Origin of the sequence: Buttiauxella noackiae ATCC 51607 (genome assembly GCF_001654865.1) — a bacterium.
Lineage (GTDB): Bacteria > Pseudomonadota > Gammaproteobacteria > Enterobacterales > Enterobacteriaceae > Buttiauxella > Buttiauxella noackiae.
Window position 1 is genome coordinate 13,110 of sequence record NZ_LXEO01000049.1, and the last position, 19,599, is coordinate 32,708.

The 19,599-nt window shown below is 49.5% G+C and carries 19 protein-coding genes; 11 read left to right on the forward strand and 8 right to left on the reverse strand.

Going from position 1 to position 19,599, the window contains the following annotated elements; genetic code table 11:
* Positions 1-35: 35 nt before the first annotated feature.
* The gene (locus M979_RS15790) at positions 36-635 is read right to left on the reverse strand and encodes a LysE family translocator (protein ID WP_034460220.1); all 600 of its coding nucleotides are present in this window, start codon (positions 633-635) and stop codon (positions 36-38) included.
* A gap of 62 nt (positions 636-697) precedes the next feature.
* Between M979_RS15790 and M979_RS15795 the strand changes: the two genes are divergently transcribed.
* The 3 genes from M979_RS15795 to M979_RS15805 all read left to right on the forward strand — a co-directional run bounded on the left by M979_RS15795 (position 698) and on the right by M979_RS15805 (position 2,926).
* Positions 698-1,714, forward strand: a complete 1,017-nt coding sequence (locus tag M979_RS15795; RefSeq protein ID WP_034460222.1) for a hydrolase — start codon at positions 698-700, stop codon at positions 1,712-1,714.
* Position 1,715: 1 nt separating this feature from the next.
* Positions 1,716-1,934 carry a YheU family protein gene (locus M979_RS15800; protein WP_034460225.1) on the forward strand — a complete coding sequence of 73 codons (219 nt, stop codon included), beginning with the start codon at positions 1,716-1,718 and terminating at the stop codon, positions 1,932-1,934.
* 113 nt (positions 1,935-2,047) lie between these two features.
* Positions 2,048-2,926, forward strand: a complete 879-nt coding sequence (locus tag M979_RS15805; protein ID WP_064555524.1) for a phosphoribulokinase — start codon at positions 2,048-2,050, stop codon at positions 2,924-2,926.
* A gap of 93 nt (positions 2,927-3,019) precedes the next feature.
* Here M979_RS15805 and M979_RS15810 read toward each other — a convergent pair whose 3' ends face one another.
* On the reverse strand, positions 3,020-3,424 hold the full coding sequence (locus M979_RS15810) for an OsmC family protein (RefSeq protein ID WP_034460229.1): 405 nt from the start codon (positions 3,422-3,424) through the stop codon (positions 3,020-3,022).
* A 315-nt stretch (positions 3,425-3,739) separates the two neighbouring features.
* Between M979_RS15810 and crp the strand changes: the two genes are divergently transcribed.
* Together crp and M979_RS15820 are read left to right on the forward strand one after the other, a co-directional pair.
* Entirely contained in the window at positions 3,740-4,372 is a 633-nt protein-coding gene (crp, locus tag M979_RS15815) for a cAMP-activated global transcriptional regulator CRP (protein ID WP_003852956.1), read from the forward strand.
* 176 nt (positions 4,373-4,548) lie between these two features.
* Positions 4,549-6,633 carry a YccS/YhfK family putative transporter gene (locus tag M979_RS15820; RefSeq protein ID WP_064555526.1) on the forward strand — a complete coding sequence of 695 codons (2,085 nt, stop codon included), beginning with the start codon at positions 4,549-4,551 and terminating at the stop codon, positions 6,631-6,633.
* A gap of 3 nt (positions 6,634-6,636) precedes the next feature.
* Here M979_RS15820 and argD read toward each other — a convergent pair whose 3' ends face one another.
* The 4 genes from argD to ppiA form a co-directional block, all read right to left on the reverse strand.
* Positions 6,637-7,857 (reverse strand): bifunctional acetylornithine/succinyldiaminopimelate transaminase, encoded by a 1,221-nt coding sequence (gene argD / locus M979_RS15825; RefSeq protein ID WP_064555528.1) that lies wholly within the window; start codon positions 7,855-7,857, stop codon positions 6,637-6,639.
* Positions 7,858-7,956: 99 nt separating this feature from the next.
* Positions 7,957-8,520 carry an aminodeoxychorismate synthase component 2 gene (gene pabA, locus M979_RS15830; RefSeq protein ID WP_064555530.1) on the reverse strand — a complete coding sequence of 188 codons (564 nt, stop codon included), beginning with the start codon at positions 8,518-8,520 and terminating at the stop codon, positions 7,957-7,959.
* Positions 8,521-8,553: 33 nt separating this feature from the next.
* Complete coding sequence (locus tag M979_RS15835) at positions 8,554-9,156, reverse strand: putative adenosine monophosphate-protein transferase Fic (protein ID WP_064555531.1); 603 nt, start codon at positions 9,154-9,156, stop codon at positions 8,554-8,556.
* A gap of 106 nt (positions 9,157-9,262) precedes the next feature.
* The gene (gene ppiA, locus M979_RS15840) at positions 9,263-9,835 is read right to left on the reverse strand and encodes a peptidylprolyl isomerase A (RefSeq protein WP_034460242.1); all 573 of its coding nucleotides are present in this window, start codon (positions 9,833-9,835) and stop codon (positions 9,263-9,265) included.
* Between the two features lie 280 nt (positions 9,836-10,115).
* On the opposite strand from ppiA, the gene tsgA reads away from it, so the two are divergent.
* Entirely contained in the window at positions 10,116-11,297 is a 1,182-nt protein-coding gene (gene tsgA, locus M979_RS15845) for an MFS transporter TsgA (protein WP_064555533.1), read from the forward strand.
* A gap of 60 nt (positions 11,298-11,357) precedes the next feature.
* Here the strand turns inward: tsgA and M979_RS15850 are convergent, their stop codons facing one another.
* Positions 11,358-12,635: a cytosine deaminase gene (locus tag M979_RS15850; RefSeq protein WP_064555534.1), complete on the reverse strand. Its 1,278-nt coding sequence runs from the start codon at positions 12,633-12,635 to the stop codon at positions 11,358-11,360.
* 227 nt (positions 12,636-12,862) lie between these two features.
* Between M979_RS15850 and nirB the strand changes: the two genes are divergently transcribed.
* From nirB to M979_RS15875, 5 genes are all read left to right on the forward strand, one after another.
* Positions 12,863-15,415, forward strand: coding sequence for a nitrite reductase large subunit NirB (nirB, locus tag M979_RS15855; protein WP_064555537.1), 2,553 nt, complete (start codon positions 12,863-12,865; stop codon positions 15,413-15,415).
* The gene (gene nirD / locus M979_RS15860) at positions 15,412-15,738 is read left to right on the forward strand and encodes a nitrite reductase small subunit NirD (protein ID WP_064555539.1); all 327 of its coding nucleotides are present in this window, start codon (positions 15,412-15,414) and stop codon (positions 15,736-15,738) included. The genes nirB and nirD overlap by 4 nt, the downstream gene beginning before the upstream one ends.
* A gap of 162 nt (positions 15,739-15,900) precedes the next feature.
* A complete protein-coding gene (gene nirC / locus M979_RS15865; protein WP_064555541.1) occupies positions 15,901-16,707 on the forward strand; it encodes a nitrite transporter NirC in 807 nt (268 codons plus the stop codon).
* A gap of 19 nt (positions 16,708-16,726) precedes the next feature.
* Positions 16,727-18,100: a siroheme synthase CysG gene (gene cysG / locus M979_RS15870; RefSeq protein WP_064555543.1), complete on the forward strand. Its 1,374-nt coding sequence runs from the start codon at positions 16,727-16,729 to the stop codon at positions 18,098-18,100.
* Positions 18,101-18,314: 214 nt separating this feature from the next.
* Positions 18,315-18,485: a DUF4223 family protein gene (locus tag M979_RS15875; protein ID WP_034460262.1), complete on the forward strand. Its 171-nt coding sequence runs from the start codon at positions 18,315-18,317 to the stop codon at positions 18,483-18,485.
* A 107-nt stretch (positions 18,486-18,592) separates the two neighbouring features.
* Here the strand turns inward: M979_RS15875 and trpS are convergent, their stop codons facing one another.
* Entirely contained in the window at positions 18,593-19,597 is a 1,005-nt protein-coding gene (gene trpS / locus M979_RS15880) for a tryptophan--tRNA ligase (RefSeq protein WP_034460265.1), read from the reverse strand.
* Positions 19,598-19,599: the final 2 nt, after the last annotated feature.

Consider the following 19,599-nt stretch of genomic DNA (forward strand, 5'->3'; position numbering starts at 1 on the left):
TGGGCCAGTTACGCGTTTGAACATTGACTACATTCTTAGTGCCAAATCAGCAACACACACGCCGCAGTCAGCAATCCCATAAAGACGTTAAACACAGTCCAGGCACGGCGACTACGCAGCAGCGTGCCTATCAAGCTACCAAACGCAATCCAGATGATCCCCGCAACAATGTTCACCAGTGCAATACCGATACTGATTAACACCACAGAATGCAGGTACTGAGAACCCGCCAGACTGAAACTTGCGACAGCACCTAACGCCATCAACCAAGCTTTTGGATTAATGACTTGCAGCAAACCACCCTGCCAGAATGGAATTGGCTCAGGAGGTGGGGCATCTGTTTCCAGACGTTCGTAGGCCGCCGTACCAATTTTCCAGGCCAACCACAAAAGGTAAGCACTACCGGCAACTTTCAGAATGAGGTGTAAAGCGGGGTACAATAGAATTAAGCTACCCACACCAAAAGCCACCAATAATAAAATGCACTGCATACCAAGCATGATACCTATCATCAATGGTATGGTGCGCAGGAATCCGTAATTCGCGCCGGATGAAGTGAGTAGCATGTTGTTTGGGCCTGGTGTGATAGCAGCAACCCAGAGAAAGCCTAGCATTGAGAAAAAAAGCGTTTCCATGAAATGGGTGTTCCACACCCGGTAAAGTTGATTAGCAAACTAAATGAAACTAACAGTGTGATATGGCCACGACAAGTCCCGCAGCATTGAATTTTAATCACGAAGACGATGAACAGTTTCGTCCTTTAAAAGGTGTGAGTAATCCACACCTGCAAACCATGCTTCCGCGTTTGATTCGCCGTCGCCTCAATTTCAAACCTCACTGGCAGCGTCTGGACATGCCGGATGGGGATTTTGTTGATCTTGCCTGGAGCGAGGACCCGCGCCTGGCAATGCATAAACCACGGTTAGTCGTTTTTCATGGACTAGAAGGTAGCCTGCACAGCCCATACGCTCACGGTTTAATTGAGGCCGCCAGCAAGCAAGGCTGGTTAGGCGTGGTAATGCATTTCCGTGGTTGCAGCGGTGTTCCTAATCGCATGAAGCGTATCTACCATTCGGGTGAAACAGAAGATGGCAGCTTCTTTTTAAACTGGCTATCCGAGCGTTATGGCAAAGTACCAACAGCGGCGGTCGGGTTTTCACTCGGCGGTAATATGCTCGCCTGCCTGATGGCAAAACAGGGTGCCGATTGTACGCTTCAGGCCGGTGTAGTGGTTTCAGCCCCCCTGATGCTGGAGCATTGCAGCAAGCATATCGAAAAAGGCTTCTCCCGTGTTTATCAGCACTATCTTTTGAATCTGCTGAAGAAAAATGCCGCGCGTAAGTTAAGAAGTTATCCGGGCACACTCCCGGTAGATATGCGTCAGCTAAAAGGAATGCGTCGTCTGCGCGAATTTGACGATTTGATTACCTCAAAGATTCACGGCTTTGCTGACGCTATCGATTACTACCGCCAGTGCAGCGCTATGCCGCTGCTGCCACAAATCAAAACACCGACGCTCATCATCCACGCAAAAGATGACCCATTTATGGATCACCATGTGATCCCTGATAAAGCTATCTTACCTGCCAATATTGAATATCAACTGACACGCTACGGCGGGCACGTTGGATTTGTTGGCGGTACGCTGCGCCGCCCTGAAATGTGGCTTGAGCAACGAATCCCCCAGTGGCTGTCTAAATTTTTGGACCAGTAATATGATGATTCCCTGGCAAGATCTGCCTCCCGAAACGCTTGATAATCTGATTGAATCCTTTGTATTACGCGAAGGCACAGATTATGGTGAACAAGAGCGTTCACTGGAGCAGAAAGTGGCCGACGTTAAGCGCCAACTGCAAAGTGGTGAGGCTGTACTGGTATGGTCGGAACTCCATGAAACGGTAAATATTATGGCTCGTGGGCAGTTTCGCGGCTAAGCGTTTAACTTCTATACTGCATAATAAAACCACCCTCACCCAGCTATCTCCCTGAGAGTGAGGGCCAGCCCTTACTTACACACACTTGCTATCACCCATGGAGTTGTTGCCTTATGTCAGCCAAACATCCGGTTATTGCCGTTACAGGTTCCAGCGGCGCGGGAACGACAACCACCAGCCTTGCTTTCCGTAAAATCTTCCAGCAACTCAATTTACGTGCAGCGGAAGTTGAAGGTGACAGTTTCCATCGTTTCACTCGTCCTGAAATGGATATGGCTATTCGTAAAGCACGCGACCTTGGGCGCCATATCAGCTATTTCGGCCCGGAAGCCAATGACTTTGGTTTACTTGAGCAAACTTTCATTGAGTACGGGAAAACCGGGCAAGGTAAGTCACGCAAGTATCTACATACTTACGATGAAGCAGTACCCTGGAACCAAATCCCCGGAACCTTTACGCCATGGCAGCCACTACCAGAACCCACTGATGTTTTGTTTTATGAAGGTTTGCACGGCGGTGTGGTCACGCCACAGCATGATGTAGCCAAAGCCGTGGATTTACTGGTTGGTGTGGTACCGATTGTGAACCTGGAGTGGATACAAAAACTGGTGCGAGATACCAGCGAGCGCGGGCATTCCCGTGAAGCGGTAATGGATTCTGTGGTTCGTTCTATGGATGACTATATCAATTACATCACGCCGCAATTCTCTCGCACCCACATCAACTTCCAGCGCGTCCCAACTGTTGATACGTCGAACCCATTTGCGGCTCGCGGCATCCCGTCACTGGATGAAAGTTTTGTGGTGATTCATTTTCGCGGGCTGGATGACATCGATTTCCCGTATTTACTCGCCATGCTACAAGGCTCATTTATTTCGCATATCAATACATTGGTGGTGCCGGGCGGCAAGATGGGGCTGGCGATGGAATTGATTATGACACCGTTAGTGAAACGGTTGGCGGAAGGGCGAAATATTAATCAGGGCGATTGATCACCGCCCTTGTCATGACTTATGCCCGTTAGCATTCGATTTGCTGGTGGGCGGCACTCACAACCCCCTGCTGCTCGAAGGATAACGGATAAATTAGCCTTCAATCACTTCATAGCTATGAGTAACATTGACAGCTTTTTCAAGCATCAGTGCAACAGAGCAGTACTTCTCAGCAGAGAGATCTACTGCGCGGGAAACTGCAGCATCTTTTAACTCTTTGCCTGTCACGATGAAATGCAGATTGATATGTGTAAACAAACGCGGAGCCTCTTCACGGCGCTCAGAGGTCAGTTTCACTTCACAGTCGGTCACGGTGTAGCGGCCTTTTTGCAAAATAGAAACTACGTCAATTGCACTGCAACCGCCAACGGACATCAGCACCATTTCCATTGGGCTTGGTGCTTTATCACCAGAATTGCCATCCATAAGAATCTGGTGCCCTGAAGCGGATTCACCCAGGAAGGTAAACCCTTCAACCCATTTCACTCGTGCCTGCATGCTACTTACTCCTGTAGATAAATTACCGTTCAGAGTACGCAGATTCAGCAAATCTGGCAACGGAAGGCGACATGCGTCAAGCTGAAACGATACAACAGGAGACACTTGTCAAAAGCTATGCTAAAACAATCCAGATGCTACATCGATACATTGACGTAATGCATGTATGCAGAGGACATCACTAATTACAGGCAGCAAGAATGACTTGCATGCCATCTCCCCAAGGTGGGGAATATTCTAATTACTTGCAACGCCAGACAGGATGTTTAGCGTCCTGTCGTTGGTAGCCAGTTATAAAACAGAGGATAACCGCGCATGGTGCTTGGCAAACCGCAAACAGACCCGACTCTCGAATGGTTCTTGTCCCATTGCCACATTCATAAGTATCCATCGAAGAGCACACTCATTCACCAAGGTGAGAAGGCAGAGACGCTGTATTACATCGTCAAGGGCTCTGTGGCTGTTCTGATTAAAGATGAAGAGGGCAAGGAAATGATCCTCTCCTATCTAAATCAGGGCGATTTCATTGGTGAGTTAGGGCTGTTCGAAGAAGGTCAGGAGCGTAGTGCCTGGGTTCGTGCTAAAAGTGCCTGTGAAGTGGCTGAAATTTCATATAAAAAATTCCGCCAGCTGATCCAGGTCAACCCAGACATTCTGATGCGCCTTTCTTCGCAGATGGCACGCCGTCTGCAAGTCACTTCTGAGAAAGTAGGCAACCTGGCATTCCTGGACGTTACCGGTCGTATCGCGCAGACACTGCTGAACCTTGCTAAACAACCTGATGCAATGACCCACCCGGACGGTATGCAGATTAAAATTACCCGTCAGGAAATCGGTCAGATCGTGGGTTGCTCTCGCGAAACTGTTGGTCGCATCTTGAAAATGCTGGAAGATCAAAATCTGATCTCCGCTCACGGTAAAACGATCGTCGTATACGGCACTCGTTAATCTCCGTCTAAAAAAATGGCGTGTTACTTCAATAACACGCCATTTTTGTCTCAAAAAAACCAAATCTGAAACCCGTTTAGGCAGCAAGTGAGTTCATCCCGATGAGCTTACTCAAGTAAGTGATTCGGGTGAATGAATGCAGCTAACGCCGCTGCAGCTTTAAGTAAGAAGGGTTTATGTGGCGAAGAGTTATCTACCATCCCGAGGTGAATTACGCACTGCGACAAACGCTGGTGCTGTGCCTCCCTGTGGCGGTAGGTTTACTCGTTGGCGATCTCCAGTCTGGCCTGCTTTTCTCGTTAGTTCCTGCCTGCTGCAATATTGCGGGCCTTGACACTCCCCATAAGCGCTTCTTCAAACGTTTGATTATTGGCGGCAGCCTTTTTGCCATCAGTAGCTTGATCATGCAGTTGCTACTTTTGTATACCAGTGTGCCACTGCCTATCATTCTTGTTGTGATGGCACTTTTACTGGGTGTCACGGCAGAAATCAGCTCACTTCACGCGCGTCTACTTCCCGCTTCACTGATTGCCGCTATTTTTACGCTCAGCATGGCCGGGAATATGCCAATCTGGAAGCCGATGCTACTTTATGTCTCCGGTACGATTTGGTACGGCGTATTTAACTGGTTTTGGTTCTGGATGTGGCGCGAGCAGCCATTACGCGAATCATTGAGCCTGCTCTATCGGCAGTTAGCAGATTACTGTGAAGCAAAATACGGCATGCTGACTCAACATACCGATCCGGAAAAAGCGCTGCCTCCGCTACTGGCTCGTCAGCAAAAAGCAGTAGATCTCATTACTCAATGCTACCAACAGCTTCATATGCTGGCGGCGAATCAGCATAACGGCTACAAGCGCTTGCTGCGTGCTTTTCAGGTGGCTTTAGATTTACAGGAACACATCTCGGTAAGCCTTCACCAGCCTGCGGAAGTGCAAAAACTCGTCGAGAAAAGCCATGCAGAAGCGGTTATTCGCTGGAATGCCCAGACAATCGCGGCGCGGCTACGTGTACTGGCTGACGATATTCTTTATCATCGTTATCCACAGCGTTTTACGATGGAAAAACAGATCGATGCCCTTGAGAAAATCGCCCGACAGAATCCAGATAACCCGGTAGGGCAATTTTGTCATTACCACTTCAGCCGTGTCGCTCGCGTGCTACGCACTCAACGCCCACTCTATGTCCGTGATTTAATGGAAGACCGGCAGCGCCGTTTGCCGCTGTGGGCGGCATTAAAAAGCTATTTATCATTGAAGTCAGCGGCGCTTCGCAACGCAGCAAGATTGGGTGTGATGCTCACGATAGCCAGTCTGTTAGGTGCATTTTTACATCTGCCCAAGCCCTACTGGATTTTAATGACGGTAATGTTCGTGACGCAAAACGGCTACGGGGCCACACGTGTTCGAATTCTCCACCGTTCGGCTGGCACCATCGCAGGCCTTGCCATCGCAGGTATTGCGCTGCACTTCCACTTCCCGCAAAGCATTGCCCTGGGCGCGATGTTGGTCATTACGCTGGTGAGCTATTTGTTTATTCGCAAAAGCTACGGCTGGGCGACGATAGGCTTTACGGTGACAGCCGTTTATACCCTGCAATTGATAACATTAAGTGCCGAGCAGTACATCGTCCCTCGCCTGATAGATACCTTGCTAGGCTGTTTGATAGCCTTTGGCGGTATGGTGTGGCTGTGGCCACAATGGCAGAGTGGCTTGTTGCGCCAGAACGCGCACGATGCGCTGGAAAGGGATCAAAGTGCCATTCGCCTGATTCTAAGTAATGACCCCGAACCAACGCCGCTGGCTTATGAACGCATGAAGGTCAACCAGGCACATAACGCTCTGTTTAACTCCCTGAATCAAGCAATGCAAGAGCCTGGTTTTAATTCGCATTATCTGGCGGATATGAAACTGTGGGTGACACACAGCCAATTTATTGTCGAACATATTAACGCAATGACGACTTTGGCTCGCGAGCACAATATGTTGACGCCAGGCCTTGCCCAGCGTTATTTGCAGTCATGTGAAATTGCTCTGCAACGATGCCAGCAGCGTCTTCAATATGATGAGCCAGGAGAAACCAATGACGCGAATATTCTGGACCCGCTTGAAGGGCTTCCAAACGGGCCGCTAAGTACGATGGAGCAACATTTGCAGCGGATACTGGGACATCTGAGCACCATGCATACCATATCTTCAGTTGCATGGCGCCAACGGCCACATCATGGTATCTGGCTGAGCCGCCTACGACGGTCCAGCTAAGTATTACGCCTTAATTATCTTCGCGACAGCTTTAGCGAAACGCTTCATGCCATCTTCAATATCGATATCTTCAACAATCAACGCAGGTGCAAAACGCATTACGTCAGGCCCCGCATTGAGTACCATCACGCCCTCTTCCGCTGCTGCGTAAAGGAACTCACGTGCGCGACCTTTGTATTGCGGTTTCAACTCAGCACCGATCAATAGCCCCATCCCGCGGATATCGCTGAACAGATCAAACTGCTCATCGATCTTCTGTAAGTGAGTGACGAACTGTTCCCGTTTTACCGTGACGCCACTCAGTACCTCAGGCGTGTTAATGATATCAAACGCCGCGCCCGCAACCGCACAAGCCAGCGGATTGCCGCCGTAGGTTGAGCCGTGTGTTCCGACATGGAATGCAGAAGCAATTTCCTGCGTTGTCAGCATCACACTAACCGGGAAACCACCACCGAGCGCTTTCGCACTGGTCAGAATATCTGGCGTCACACCATAGTGCATATAGGCAAACAGCTCGCCGATACGCCCCATGCCACACTGCACTTCATCAAATACCAACAAAGCTTTGTGCTCATCACACAGTTCGCGCAAACCTTGCAAGAATTCTGGCGTTGCCGCCGTAACACCGCCCTCACCTTGAATCGGCTCAACCACCACCGCGCAGGTATGGTCGTCCATCACGGCTTTTACCGCATGCAAATCGTTAAATGGCACATGAATGATGTCAGCAGGTTTTGGACCAAAACCATCAGAATACTTAGGCTGCCCGCCAACTGAAACAGTAAACAGAGAACGGCCATGAAAGGCGTTATGGAATGCGATAATCTTGGTTTTATACGGGCTATGACGGGTAGAAGCGTAGTAGCGGGCCAGTTTAAAGGCTGTTTCATTTGCTTCGGTGCCGGAGTTCATAAACAGCACACGTTCAGCAAAAGTAGCGTCAATCAACTTGCGGCCCAGGCGCAGCGCAGGTTCGTTGGTGAAAACATTGCTGGTATGCCACAGTGTTTCGCCCTGGCTTTTTAATGCTTCCACTAACGCCGGGTGGCAGTGGCCTAACGCCGTAACCGCGATGCCGCCCGCGAAATCAACATACTCTTTCCCTTGCTGATCCCATACGCGACTGCCTTTGCCTTTTACCGGGATAAACTCCGCAGGTGCATAAATCGGCAGAATCACTTCGTCGAAAGTTGCGCGGGTAATTGCTGATTGTTCAGTTGCCATTAATTGCCTATCCCCTTTTTACGCATAACGCTTCATGAAATATATTTGAAAATATAGTCATGAAATATGCATAAAAAATCATTACCTGGCAATAAAAAATCAACGATTAAGGAAATTAGCTAACAGCCGGTGCCCCTGCTCACTAAGAATACTTTCCGGGTGGAATTGCACACCCTCCAGGTCAAAATCACGGTGACGGATGCCCATAATCTCTTGTTTGTCCGTCCACGCGGTCAATTCAAAGCAATCCGGCAGCGATAGCGGGTCGATGACCAAAGAGTGGTAACGCGTGACAGTAAGGGGGTTGTTCAAACCAGTGAATACACCAGAATTGTTATGCATGATGGCCGATGTTTTACCATGCATCACTTTTTGCGCCCGAACAATAGTTGCACCAAATGCTTGTGCAATAGCCTGGTGGCCAAGACACACACCGAGAATCGGTAATTTCCCGGCAAAATGTTGAATCACCGCAAGGGAAATACCCGCTTCATCAGGAGTGCAAGGGCCAGGGGATATGACCAGTTTTTCTGGTGCCAGGGCAGTGATATCAGAAAGGGTCAGCTCATCGTTACGTTTCACCACCACTTCTGCGCCTAATTCACAAAAGTACTGATAAAGGTTCCAGGTAAATGAGTCGTAATTGTCGATAAGCAGTAGCATCGCGGCTCCGGGGTAAAAAAGAACCGCGCTATTCTATTCGCTTTCGCGCGCTTCACTCACGACTTTAGTAAAAATCTCGCACAGCGGGTTTAAATCCCCCAGCGCGCCAGCCTGATTCGCCGTTTGCCATTCGTCCGGATCAACATCGCTCCAGTCCAGCACATACCCGGCATGTATCGCCAGTTGCTCGAAGAACACACGCTGTGCTCGTCCACTGCCGACAAAGAACGGATGAAGGACGTTAATTTCACAATAGTAATGTGCCAGGCGCTTAACGAACTCATCTCTGGCAAGTCCAACCAGATAATGTTCGTCTTCCATTTCCTGCATCAAATCGTTGCCTTCATTTTCGATATATTCGAAATGACAGAAACGTGTTTCCCCTTTGGAAATATCCACATCCCGTAGTTCACCCGCCCAGTCGAAAACATCCTGAAAAAGCTGCTGGTGGATGGCACAAAGCCAGGGTAATCCGCGATGCAGCGGGCCAAGTTCAATGGTCTCCACGCGCTGCGCGATTGTCTCGTCTTGCGCATGAGGTTCAAGAATATCCAGTCGACTACTGGCCTGAAATGAACGGTTACGCAGTTGCTGCCAAAGGCGGGACTTTTGTTTGTCGGTCAGTTTCTTTGTCATGATGCCTCCCTAACATGACCCATAGTTGCCACAAGTATAAGCAGCAATCGGTAGACGTGCAGGAAGGTGAGAATGTGCGGGTACAGAATACCCGCACAGGAATTTTTTACGGCAGGACTTTCGCGGAGAGGATAACTACAGGTTTTGACGGCACATTTTGATAAGGGCCGACGTCATGAGTTTGTACCTGAGAGATCTTATCGGCAACTTCCATCCCTTTCACAACTTTACCAAATACCGCATAACCGAAGTCACGCTGGCCGTGATCGAGGAAGGCATTATCTGCCACGTTGATAAAGAACTGGCTGGTTGCGCTGTCTTTATCTGCGGTACGCGCCATAGAAATGGTGCCACGAGTATTGCGCAAGCCATTATCAGCTTCATTTTTGATCGGTGGATTTGGCTGCTTCTGATTCATATCTTCAGTGAAGCCGCCGCCCTGGAGCATAAAGCCTGGGATTACGCGATGGAAAATAGTGTTGTTGTAGAAGCCACTGTTGACGTAATCCACGAAGTTTTTCGCAGAGATAGGGGCTTTTTGGCTATTTAACTCAAGCTCAATTTCACCCGCTGACGTGGTCAGCAGGACATGTGGGTCGCCTTTAGCAGCGAGCGCCGCAGGAGAGAGAGCGGTTAGAGCAAACACAGTTGCTACAGCCGCCAGAGTCGATTTGAGCATGAATAATTCCTTACGAATGCAGTGAATGAGGCAAGTTGCTAGATTGTAAAGACGCACTCAAGTATGCGCCAGCCATTTACGGTTTTTTACTTTCACACAAATCAATAAGTTAAATGAATCAATAATCAAATAACGCGATTAATTGTGACAACGGTCACCTTAAATTCAAGTCGTTGCAGCAAATGACTTATAAATTGTATGAATGAGTCACATTTTTGACTAAAATCCATTCTTCTCGAGTGCTGTCAAAGCACTTTACATTTCTATTCACAGGCTTGTCATGACTAACAGCAACCGCATTAAGCTCACATGGATCAGCTTCTTCTCCTACGCCCTGACTGGTGCGTTGGTGATCGTCACCGGGATGGTGATGGGCAATATCGCCGAATACTTCCACGTCCCCGTTTCCAGCATGAGTAATACTTTTACTTTCCTGAACGCGGGTATTTTGATTTCTATCTTCCTGAATGCCTGGTTAATGGAAATCGTACCGCTCAAAACACAGCTTCGTTTTGGCTTTATTCTGATGGTGCTGGCCGTTGCCGGGCTTGTCTTTGGCGATAACCTGACTATTTTCTCGGTCGCTATGTTTGTACTTGGCCTGGTCAGTGGTATCACGATGTCGATTGGTACGTTCCTGATTACCCACATGTATGAAGGCCGTCAGCGTGGTTCACGCCTGCTGTTTACCGACTCCTTCTTCAGTATGGCAGGGATGATCTTCCCGATGGTGGCCGCGATTCTGCTGGCTCGCAGCATCAACTGGTATTGGGTTTATGTCTGCATCGGTCTGGTTTATGTCGCCATCTTCATACTGACTATCGGTTGTGACTTCCCTGCATTGGGTAAACACGCACAGCAACCTGAAAAAGTGGTCGAGAAAGAGAAATGGGGTGTAGGCGTGCTGTTCCTGTCCATCGCAGCACTGTGCTATATCCTCGGCCAATTGGGCTTTATCTCCTGGGTACCGGAATACGCTAAAAGCCTGGGCATGAATCTGAATGATGCTGGCCAACTGGTCAGCGATTTCTGGATGTCGTACATGTTCGGAATGTGGGCGTTCAGCTTTATTCTGCGTTTCTTCGATCTGCAACGTATTCTGACTGTTCTGGCAGGTGTCGCTACCGTTCTGATGTACCTATTTAACAAAAGCGAGCCGGCACACCTGACATGGTTTATTTTGGCGCTTGGCTTCTTCTCCAGCGCAATTTATACCTCTGTCATCACCCTGGGTTCATTGCAGACCAAAGTTGCCTCGCCAAAACTGGTTAACTTCGTACTGACCTGCGGCACCATCGGCACCATGCTAACCTTCGTTGTGACAGGCCCAATTGTGGCTCATAGCGGCCCGCACGCGGCGCTACAAACCTCAAACGCCCTGTACGCAGTAGTGTTTATCATGTGCCTGATTTTGGGTCTGGTAACGAAACATCGCCAACATAATGTAGCGACTGCGCACTAACGGTAGACGTCGGATGTCGCTTCGCTAATCCGACCTACGAAAAGCGAATGGCGGGTGTTTTCACCCGCCAAATTTTATCTCCTCCGCTTCATCCAACATCACCCAGGTTTGCGACAATTGCGTAGTCGCAATGACTTTCCCGGCTCGCACTGACCAACGCACCGGCACCTGCCTGCGCACCGCATCAAAGCCATTTTCAGCCGGAAGAATAATCAGGTTCGCCGTATTTCCCTCGGCAATACCGTATTCGTGTACGCCAAACGTACGGGCGCTGTTATCAGTAATCAGTTTTAAACCTTCATCAATTTGCTGGTAACCCATCATCTGACAAACATGCAGCCCCATATGCAGTACCTGCAACATATTGGCGGTACCCAGCGGGTACCACGGGTCGAACACATCATCATGTCCAAAACAGACGTTAATTCCCGCCTCAAGTAACTCTTTCACGCGCGTGATACCACGGCGTTTTGGATAATCATCAAAACGCCCTTGTAGATGAATATTTACCAGCGGATTGGCGACAAAGTTAATCCCGGACATTTTCAACAGGCGGAACAAGCGCGAAGTATAAGCGCCATTGTAAGAGTGCATCGCGGTGGTATGGCTGGCGGTGACACGCGGCCCTATGCCATCTCTCAACGCCAGAGCAGCAACGGTTTCGACAAACCGCGATTGCTCATCATCGATTTCATCGCAGTGAATATCTAACTGACGATTGTATTTTTTCGCCAACGCAAAAGCTTTATGCAGCGATTCAACGCCGTATTCTCGGGTAAATTCAAAATGCGGAATTGCGCCGACAACATCCGCCCCCAGACGTAAGGCTTCTTCCAGTAGTGCTTCACCATTGGGATACGACAGAATCCCTTCTTGTGGGAATGCGACAATTTGCACTTCAATCCATGGAGCCGCTTCTTGCTTCACTTCCAGCATCGCTTTTAGCGCGGTCAATGTCGGGTCTGAAACATCAACATGCGTGCGCACATACTGAATACCGTTGGCGATTTGCCATTTCAGTGTCTGCCAGGCTCGCTGTTTCACATCTTCATGCGTGAGAAGCGCTTTGCGTTCAGCCCAACGTTCGATGCCTTCAAATAAGGTTCCTGACTGGTTCCAGTTCGGTTGCCCGGCAGTCTGGGTGGTATCAAGGTGAATATGAGGCTCAATAAATGGTGGGATAGCAAGGCCGCCTCGCCCATCAAGCACCTGCTGGCTTTCAGTTGGGGTTTCACTCATTGGTTTAATGGTGGTGATACGCTCATTTTCGATGGCTATTTGCCACAAGCCTTGACGCCCGACCAGACGCACATTTTGAATTAACGCCAAATTACTCATACCCACTCCTTGTTAATTAACCGCCCCTAATTCATAGCACACAAGGCAAAATGGAAGCATTTATTGTCTTCCCGCGAATAGCTAAACATTTCCTCAACTTATAAAAACCCACTAAAATCAGCAGCATACTCATTAAGAGGTATATAAAGGTGTATTTGATTTGTATCAATAATCGCCATTGCTGAATCGTTAAGGTAGGCGGTAATAGAAAAGAAATTGAGGCAATTATGAGCAAAGTCAAAATCGCAATCATCGGTAATGGCATGGTCGGCCATCGCTTTATCGAGGACTTACTTGATAAAGCCCAGCCAGGCGAATTCGACATTACCGTTTTCTGTGAAGAGCCGCGCAAAGCCTACGATCGCGTGCACCTGTCTTCCTATTTTTCCCATCATACAGCTGAAGAGTTATCCCTGGTTCGTGACGGCTTTTACGAGAAACACGGTGTAAAAGTGCTGGTCGGCGAACGCGCGATCACCATTAACCGCCAGGAAAAAGTGATCCACTCGAATACCGGTCGTACGGTGTATTACGACAAATTGGTCATGGCGACCGGTTCTTATCCGTGGATCCCACCGATTAAAGGTTCTGAAACACAAGACTGTTTCGTCTACCGCACTATCGAAGATTTGAACGCTATCGAAGCATGTGCCCGCCGTAGCAAGCGTGGTGCCGTGGTCGGTGGTGGCCTGCTTGGCCTTGAAGCAGCAGGCGCGCTGAAAAACCTCGGCGTAGAAACACACGTTATCGAATTCGCTCCAATGCTGATGGCCGAACAACTCGACCGCATGGGCGGCGAGCAGTTACGCAATAAAATCGAAAGCATGGGCGTGCGCGTTCATACCAGCAAAAACACCCAAGAAATCGTACAAGCCGGTAACGAAGCACGTAAGACCATGCGTTTTGCCGACGGCAGCGAACTGGAAGTGGACTTCATCGTCTTCTCCACCGGTATCCGCCCACGCGATAAACTGGCCACCCAGTGCGGCCTGGCGACAGCACAGCGCGGCGGCATAGTGGTTAACGACACTTGCCAGACGTCTGATCCAGACATCTACGCCATCGGCGAATGTGCCAGCTGGAATAACCGCACCTTCGGCCTGGTAGCACCTGGCTATAAAATGGCGCAAGTTACCGCTGACCATTTGTTAGGTACTGAAAACGCCTTTGAAGGCGCAGACATGAGCGCCAAGTTAAAACTGCTCGGCGTGGACGTTGGCGGGATTGGTGATGCGCACGGTCGCACACCAAATTGCCGCAGCTATGTTTACCTCGACGAAAGCAAAGAGGTTTATAAGCGCCTGATTGTCAGCGCCGACAACAAAACGTTACTCGGTGCGGTTCTGGTAGGTGACACCAGCGATTACGGCAACCTGCTGCAACTGGTGCTCAATAACATCGAACTGCCGGAAAACCCTGACGCGCTGATTCTGCCTGTACACGCCAGCTCCGGTAAGCCAGCCATTGGTGTTGATAAACTCCCAGACAGCGCGCAAATCTGTTCCTGTTTCGATGTCACCAAAGGTCATCTGGTTAAAGCTATCAACAACGGTTGCCATACCGTTGCCGCACTGAAAGCGGAAACCAAAGCAGGTACCGGTTGTGGTGGCTGTATTCCATTGATCACTCAGGTATTGAATGCTGAGTTGAGCAAGCAAGGTATCGAAGTTAACCATAACCTGTGTGAACACTTCGCATTTTCACGCCAGGAGTTGTACCACCTGATCCGGGTTGAAGGGATTAAATCCTTCGACGAGCTGCTGCAAAAATACGGCAAAGGTTACGGCTGCGAAGTTTGTAAACCGACCGTCGGTTCTCTGCTGGCTTCTTGCTGGAACGATTATGTGCTTGCACCGCAGCACACACCGCTTCAGGACACCAACGACAACTTCCTGGGCAACATCCAGAAAGATGGAACTTACTCAGTCATTCCACGTTCTGCGGGCGGAGAAATTACCCCGGAAGGATTGATGGAAGTTGGCCGTATTGCGCGCGAATTCAATCTCTACACCAAAATCACCGGTTCCCAGCGTATCGGCCTGTTTGGTGCACAGAAAGACGATTTGCCAGAGATCTGGCGTCAACTGATTGAAGCCGGTTTTGAAACAGGCCACGCATATGCGAAAGCACTGCGTATGGCCAAAACCTGCGTCGGCAGCACCTGGTGCCGCTACGGCGTTGGCGATAGCGTTGGTTTCGGCGTTGAGCTGGAAAACCGCTACAAAGGGATTCGTACTCCGCACAAAATGAAGTTTGGTGTCTCCGGCTGTACTCGTGAATGTGCGGAAGCACAGGGTAAAGACGTCGGGATTATCGCAACCGAAAAAGGCTGGAACCTGTACGTATGCGGTAACGGCGGTATGAAACCACGTCACGCAGATTTGCTGGCCGCTGACTTAGACCGTGAAACGCTGATCAAGTACCTCGACCGTTTCATGATGTTCTACATCCGCACCGCCGACAAACTGACCCGTACCGCTCCATGGCTCGACAACCTGGAAGGCGGCATTGAGTATCTGAAAAAAGTCATCATCGAAGACAAACTGGGCCTGAACGCTCAACTTGAAGCCGAGCTTGAGCGCCTGCGCGACAAAGTGGTTTGCGAATGGACTGAGACAGTCAACACGCCAGAAGCTCAGGTTCGCTTCAAACACTTTATCAACAGTTCTGTGCGCGACCCGAACGTACAAATCGTGCCTGAACGTGAACAACATCGCCCAGCGACACCGTACGAGCGTATCCCGGTCACCCTGGTAGAAGAAGTGGAGGAAAATGTATGAGCCAGTGGACTACTGTTTGCCCGTTAACCGACATCTTGCCTGCTACCGGTGTTTGTGCCCTGGTAGGTAATGAGCAAATTGCAATTTTCCGCCCACGTAATGACGACCAGGTTTTTGCCATCAGCAACATTGACCCGTTCTTCGAAGCGAGCGTGTTGTCTCGTGGCATTATCGCCGAACACCTGGGCGAGCTTTGGGTCGCCAGCCCGTTGAAAAAGCAGCGTTTCAGACTGCGTGACGGGCTGTGTATGGAAGATGAGAGCCGCTCAATTGCGCACTACCCAGCGCGCGTTCAGGACGGCCAGGTTCAGATTAAAGCATAAGACTTTATAGAACCCTCACTCCGGCCCTCTCCTCAGGAGAGGGAGAAAGTCAAAAAGGCTTCTCCGGATAATCCTCTCCCTCAGGGAGAGGATTAGGGTGAGGGTAACTTTCCAAATTTTTCAATTTTTACTTTTCTTTCAATTTGTTGGGATAACAAAAAAATGTTCACCGATACCATTAATAAATGTGCGGCGAATGCCGCTCGCATTGCCCGATTGTCACAAAACAACCCTCTCGGTTTCTGGATCAGCTCTGCAATGGCTGGTGCATACGTAGGCCTTGGGATCATTCTAATATTCACCCTCGGTAACCTGGTCGAGCCATCTTTGCGCCCACTAGTGATGGGAGCGACCTTCGGTATCGCTTTGACACTGGTTATCATCGCTGGCTCTGAATTATTCACCGGCCACACGATGTTCCTGACTTTTGGTGTTAAAGCCGGCACGATTTCTCAGGGCCAAATGTGGGGCATTTTGCCGCAAACCTGGCTAGGTAACCTGATTGGCTCCGTGTTTGTTGCCCTGCTGTACAAATGGGGCGGCGGTAGCCTGTTACCGTTGGACACAAGCCTGGTTCACACTGCGGCGCTGGCAAAAACAACCGCTCCAGCAATGGTGCTGTTCTTTAAAGGTGCGTTGTGTAACTGGCTGGTTTGCCTGGCAATCTGGATGGCCGTCCGTACTGAAGGTGCCGCGAAATTCATTGCTATCTGGTGGTGCCTGCTGGCCTTTATCGCTTCCGGTTACGAGCACTCCATCGCCAACATGACGCTGTTTGCACTCTCCTGGTTTGGTCATCATAGCGATGCATACACTATGGCGGGAATCGGTCACAATCTGCTGTGGGTAACGCTTGGGAATACCCTTTCCGGCGTAGTATTCATGGGTCTGGGTTATTGGTATGCTACTCCGAAAGCCGAGCGTCCCCAGCCTGCGCAAGTCGCCGCGCCGGAGACTGCCCGCAACTAATTTCTTTTGAGGATTGAACGTGGATCACCTGCCTATATTTTGTCAATTGCAAGGTCGTGCCTGCCTACTCGTCGGCGGTGGCGATGTTGCAGAACGTAAAGCGCGTTTGTTGATGGAGGCAGGTGCACAAGTCACTGTAAATGCCCTGGACTTCTCCCCGCAATTTCATGTGTGGGCAGAACAGGGCATGATTACCCTGGTTCAGGGTGAGTTCGACGCCGCACTGCTTGATATTTGTTGGCTAGCTATCGCCGCGACAGACAACGATGTAGTGAACCAGCAAGTCAGCGATGAGGCTGAATCCCGCCGCATTTTCTGTAATGTCGTAGATGCCCCAAAACAAGCCAGCTTTATCATGCCGTCGATTATCGACCGCTCACCGCTGATGGTAGCTGTATCGTCCGGCGGTACCTCCCCGGTTCTTGCTCGCCTGCTACGTGAAAAACTCGAAGCCATTCTGCCGCTGCATTTGGGGAATATCGCCTCCTACGCCGGTACGTTGCGTGGCCGGGTAAAAGCGAATTTCAAAACCATGGGCGAGCGTCGCCGCTTCTGGGAAAAGTTCTTCACTAACGACCGCCTGGCACAATATCTGGCAAACGAAGATCAGCAAGCCATCAACAAAGAAATTGAGTCCATGTTCGCCACACCACTCGATCATCGTGGTGAAGTGGTGTTGGTAGGCGCAGGCCCGGGAGATGCGGGGCTGTTGACACTCAAAGGGCTACAACAAATCCAGCAGGCCGATGTGGTGGTTTATGACCGACTGGTTTCCGACGACATCATGGACTTGGTGCGCCGTGATGCCGACCGCATATTCGTTGGCAAACGCGCAGGTTATCACTGCGTCCCGCAAGAAGAAATTAACCAGATCCTGCTGCGTGAAGCACAGAGCGGCAAACGTGTGGTGCGCCTGAAAGGTGGCGATCCGTTTATCTTTGGACGCGGCGGCGAGGAGTTAGAAACGCTGTGCGATGGGGGTATTCCGTTCTCCGTCGTACCAGGAATTACTGCGGCATCGGGCTGCTCAGCTTATTCCGGTATTCCGCTAACTCACAGAGATTATGCGCAGAGTGTGCGTCTCATTACCGGGCACCTCAAAACAGGTGGTGAGTTGGACTGGGAAAACCTGGCTGCAGAAAAACAGACACTGGTCTTCTATATGGGATTAAACCAGGCTCCTGCTATCCAGGAGAAACTGATTGAATACGGTATGTCTGCGGAAATGCCAGTCGCGCTAGTTGAAAACGGCACCGCGGTTAAACAACGCGTGGTCAGCGGAATATTAAGTGAGCTAGGTGAATTATCGACACAGGTTGAAAGCCCGGCATTAATTATTGTCGGCCGAGTCGTTGCATTGCGCGAGAAGTTGAACTGGTTCTCGAATCATTAATTTTAATTTAAGATAACAAAAAGGCTTGCCCGAGTATTCTGGCAAGCCTTTTTGTTATAAGTATTTAATTATTTTAATAATTATCATAAGCAACATTTATTTCATGCAATGGCGTGTCTGATTCCGGACTTAGTAATGCTATGAGTAAACCCTATAATTAAACACCTTTTTGAAAGGTTCGTTACATCCAAATAATTAATGATAGGGAATATCAATGAACAAGCTCGTAAAAGCTGCTTCCGCACTGGCTGTCCTTGCTCTGCTGTCAGGTTGCACAGGCCATATTGAAAATAAAGATAAATCTTGTGGTTATGATTATTTACTGCACCCAGCAATTTCTATTTCTAAAATTATTGGTGGCTGCGGCCCAGCATCTCCACAATAATTTTTCAGAAGCAAACTTAAAAAAACCGCTCAAATATAAGAGCGGTTTTTTATTATTGGACAGCTGCGATATTCTCACTATTAAGAGAGTATGTGAGCCATAAATCATTAAGGCTGAGCAACAAACCCAATCACTTCATAAACTTTCTTCAGTGTAACGCTGGCATGTGAACGCGCTTTTTCGGCACCTTCTTTCATCACTTTCTGCAGATAAGCTTCATCGTTACGGAAGGCGTGATAACGCTCCTGCAATTCAGTCAACATACCAGATACGGCTTCAGCAACTTCACCTTTCAGATGGCCATACATTTTGCCTTCGAACTGCTGCTCAAGTTCAGGGATTGGCTTACCACTAACAGCAGAAAGAATATCCAACATATTGGAAACACCTGCTTTATTCACCGGGTCGTAACGCACAACAGGTGGCTCATCAGAGTCAGTGACCGCACGTTTGATTTTCTTCACGACCGATTTCGGGTCTTCCAACAGGCCGATAACGTTATTACGGTTATCATCTGATTTAGACATTTTCTTGGTCGGCTCAAGCAGAGACATTACACGCGCGCCTGATTTAGGAATAAACGGCTCAGGCACTTTAAACACATCGCCATACAGCGCATTGAAACGTGCTGCAATATCACGGCTCAATTCCAGGTGTTGCTTCTGATCGTCACCGACCGGCACCAGATTGGTCTGGTACAGTAAAATATCTGCAGCCATCAGTACCGGGTAGTCAAACAGACCAGCATTGATGTTCTCAGAATAACGAGAAGACTTGTCTTTAAACTGCGTCATACGGCTCAGCTCACCAAAATAGGTGTAGCAGTTCAGAGCCCAGCCCAACTGTGCATGTTCTGGCACGTGAGACTGTACAAAGATGGTGCTTTTAGCAGGGTCGATACCACAAGCCAGGTACAGCGCTAACGTGTCGAGTGTCCGGCTACGCAATTGCGTTGCATCCTGACGCGCAGTAATCGCATGCAGGTCAACGATGCAGTAAATGCAGTGGTAATCATCTTGCATGTTGACCCACTGACGCAGCGCACCCATGTAGTTACCAATGGTCAATTCACCTGATGGCTGTGCGCCACTAAAGACGATGGGCTTACTCATGT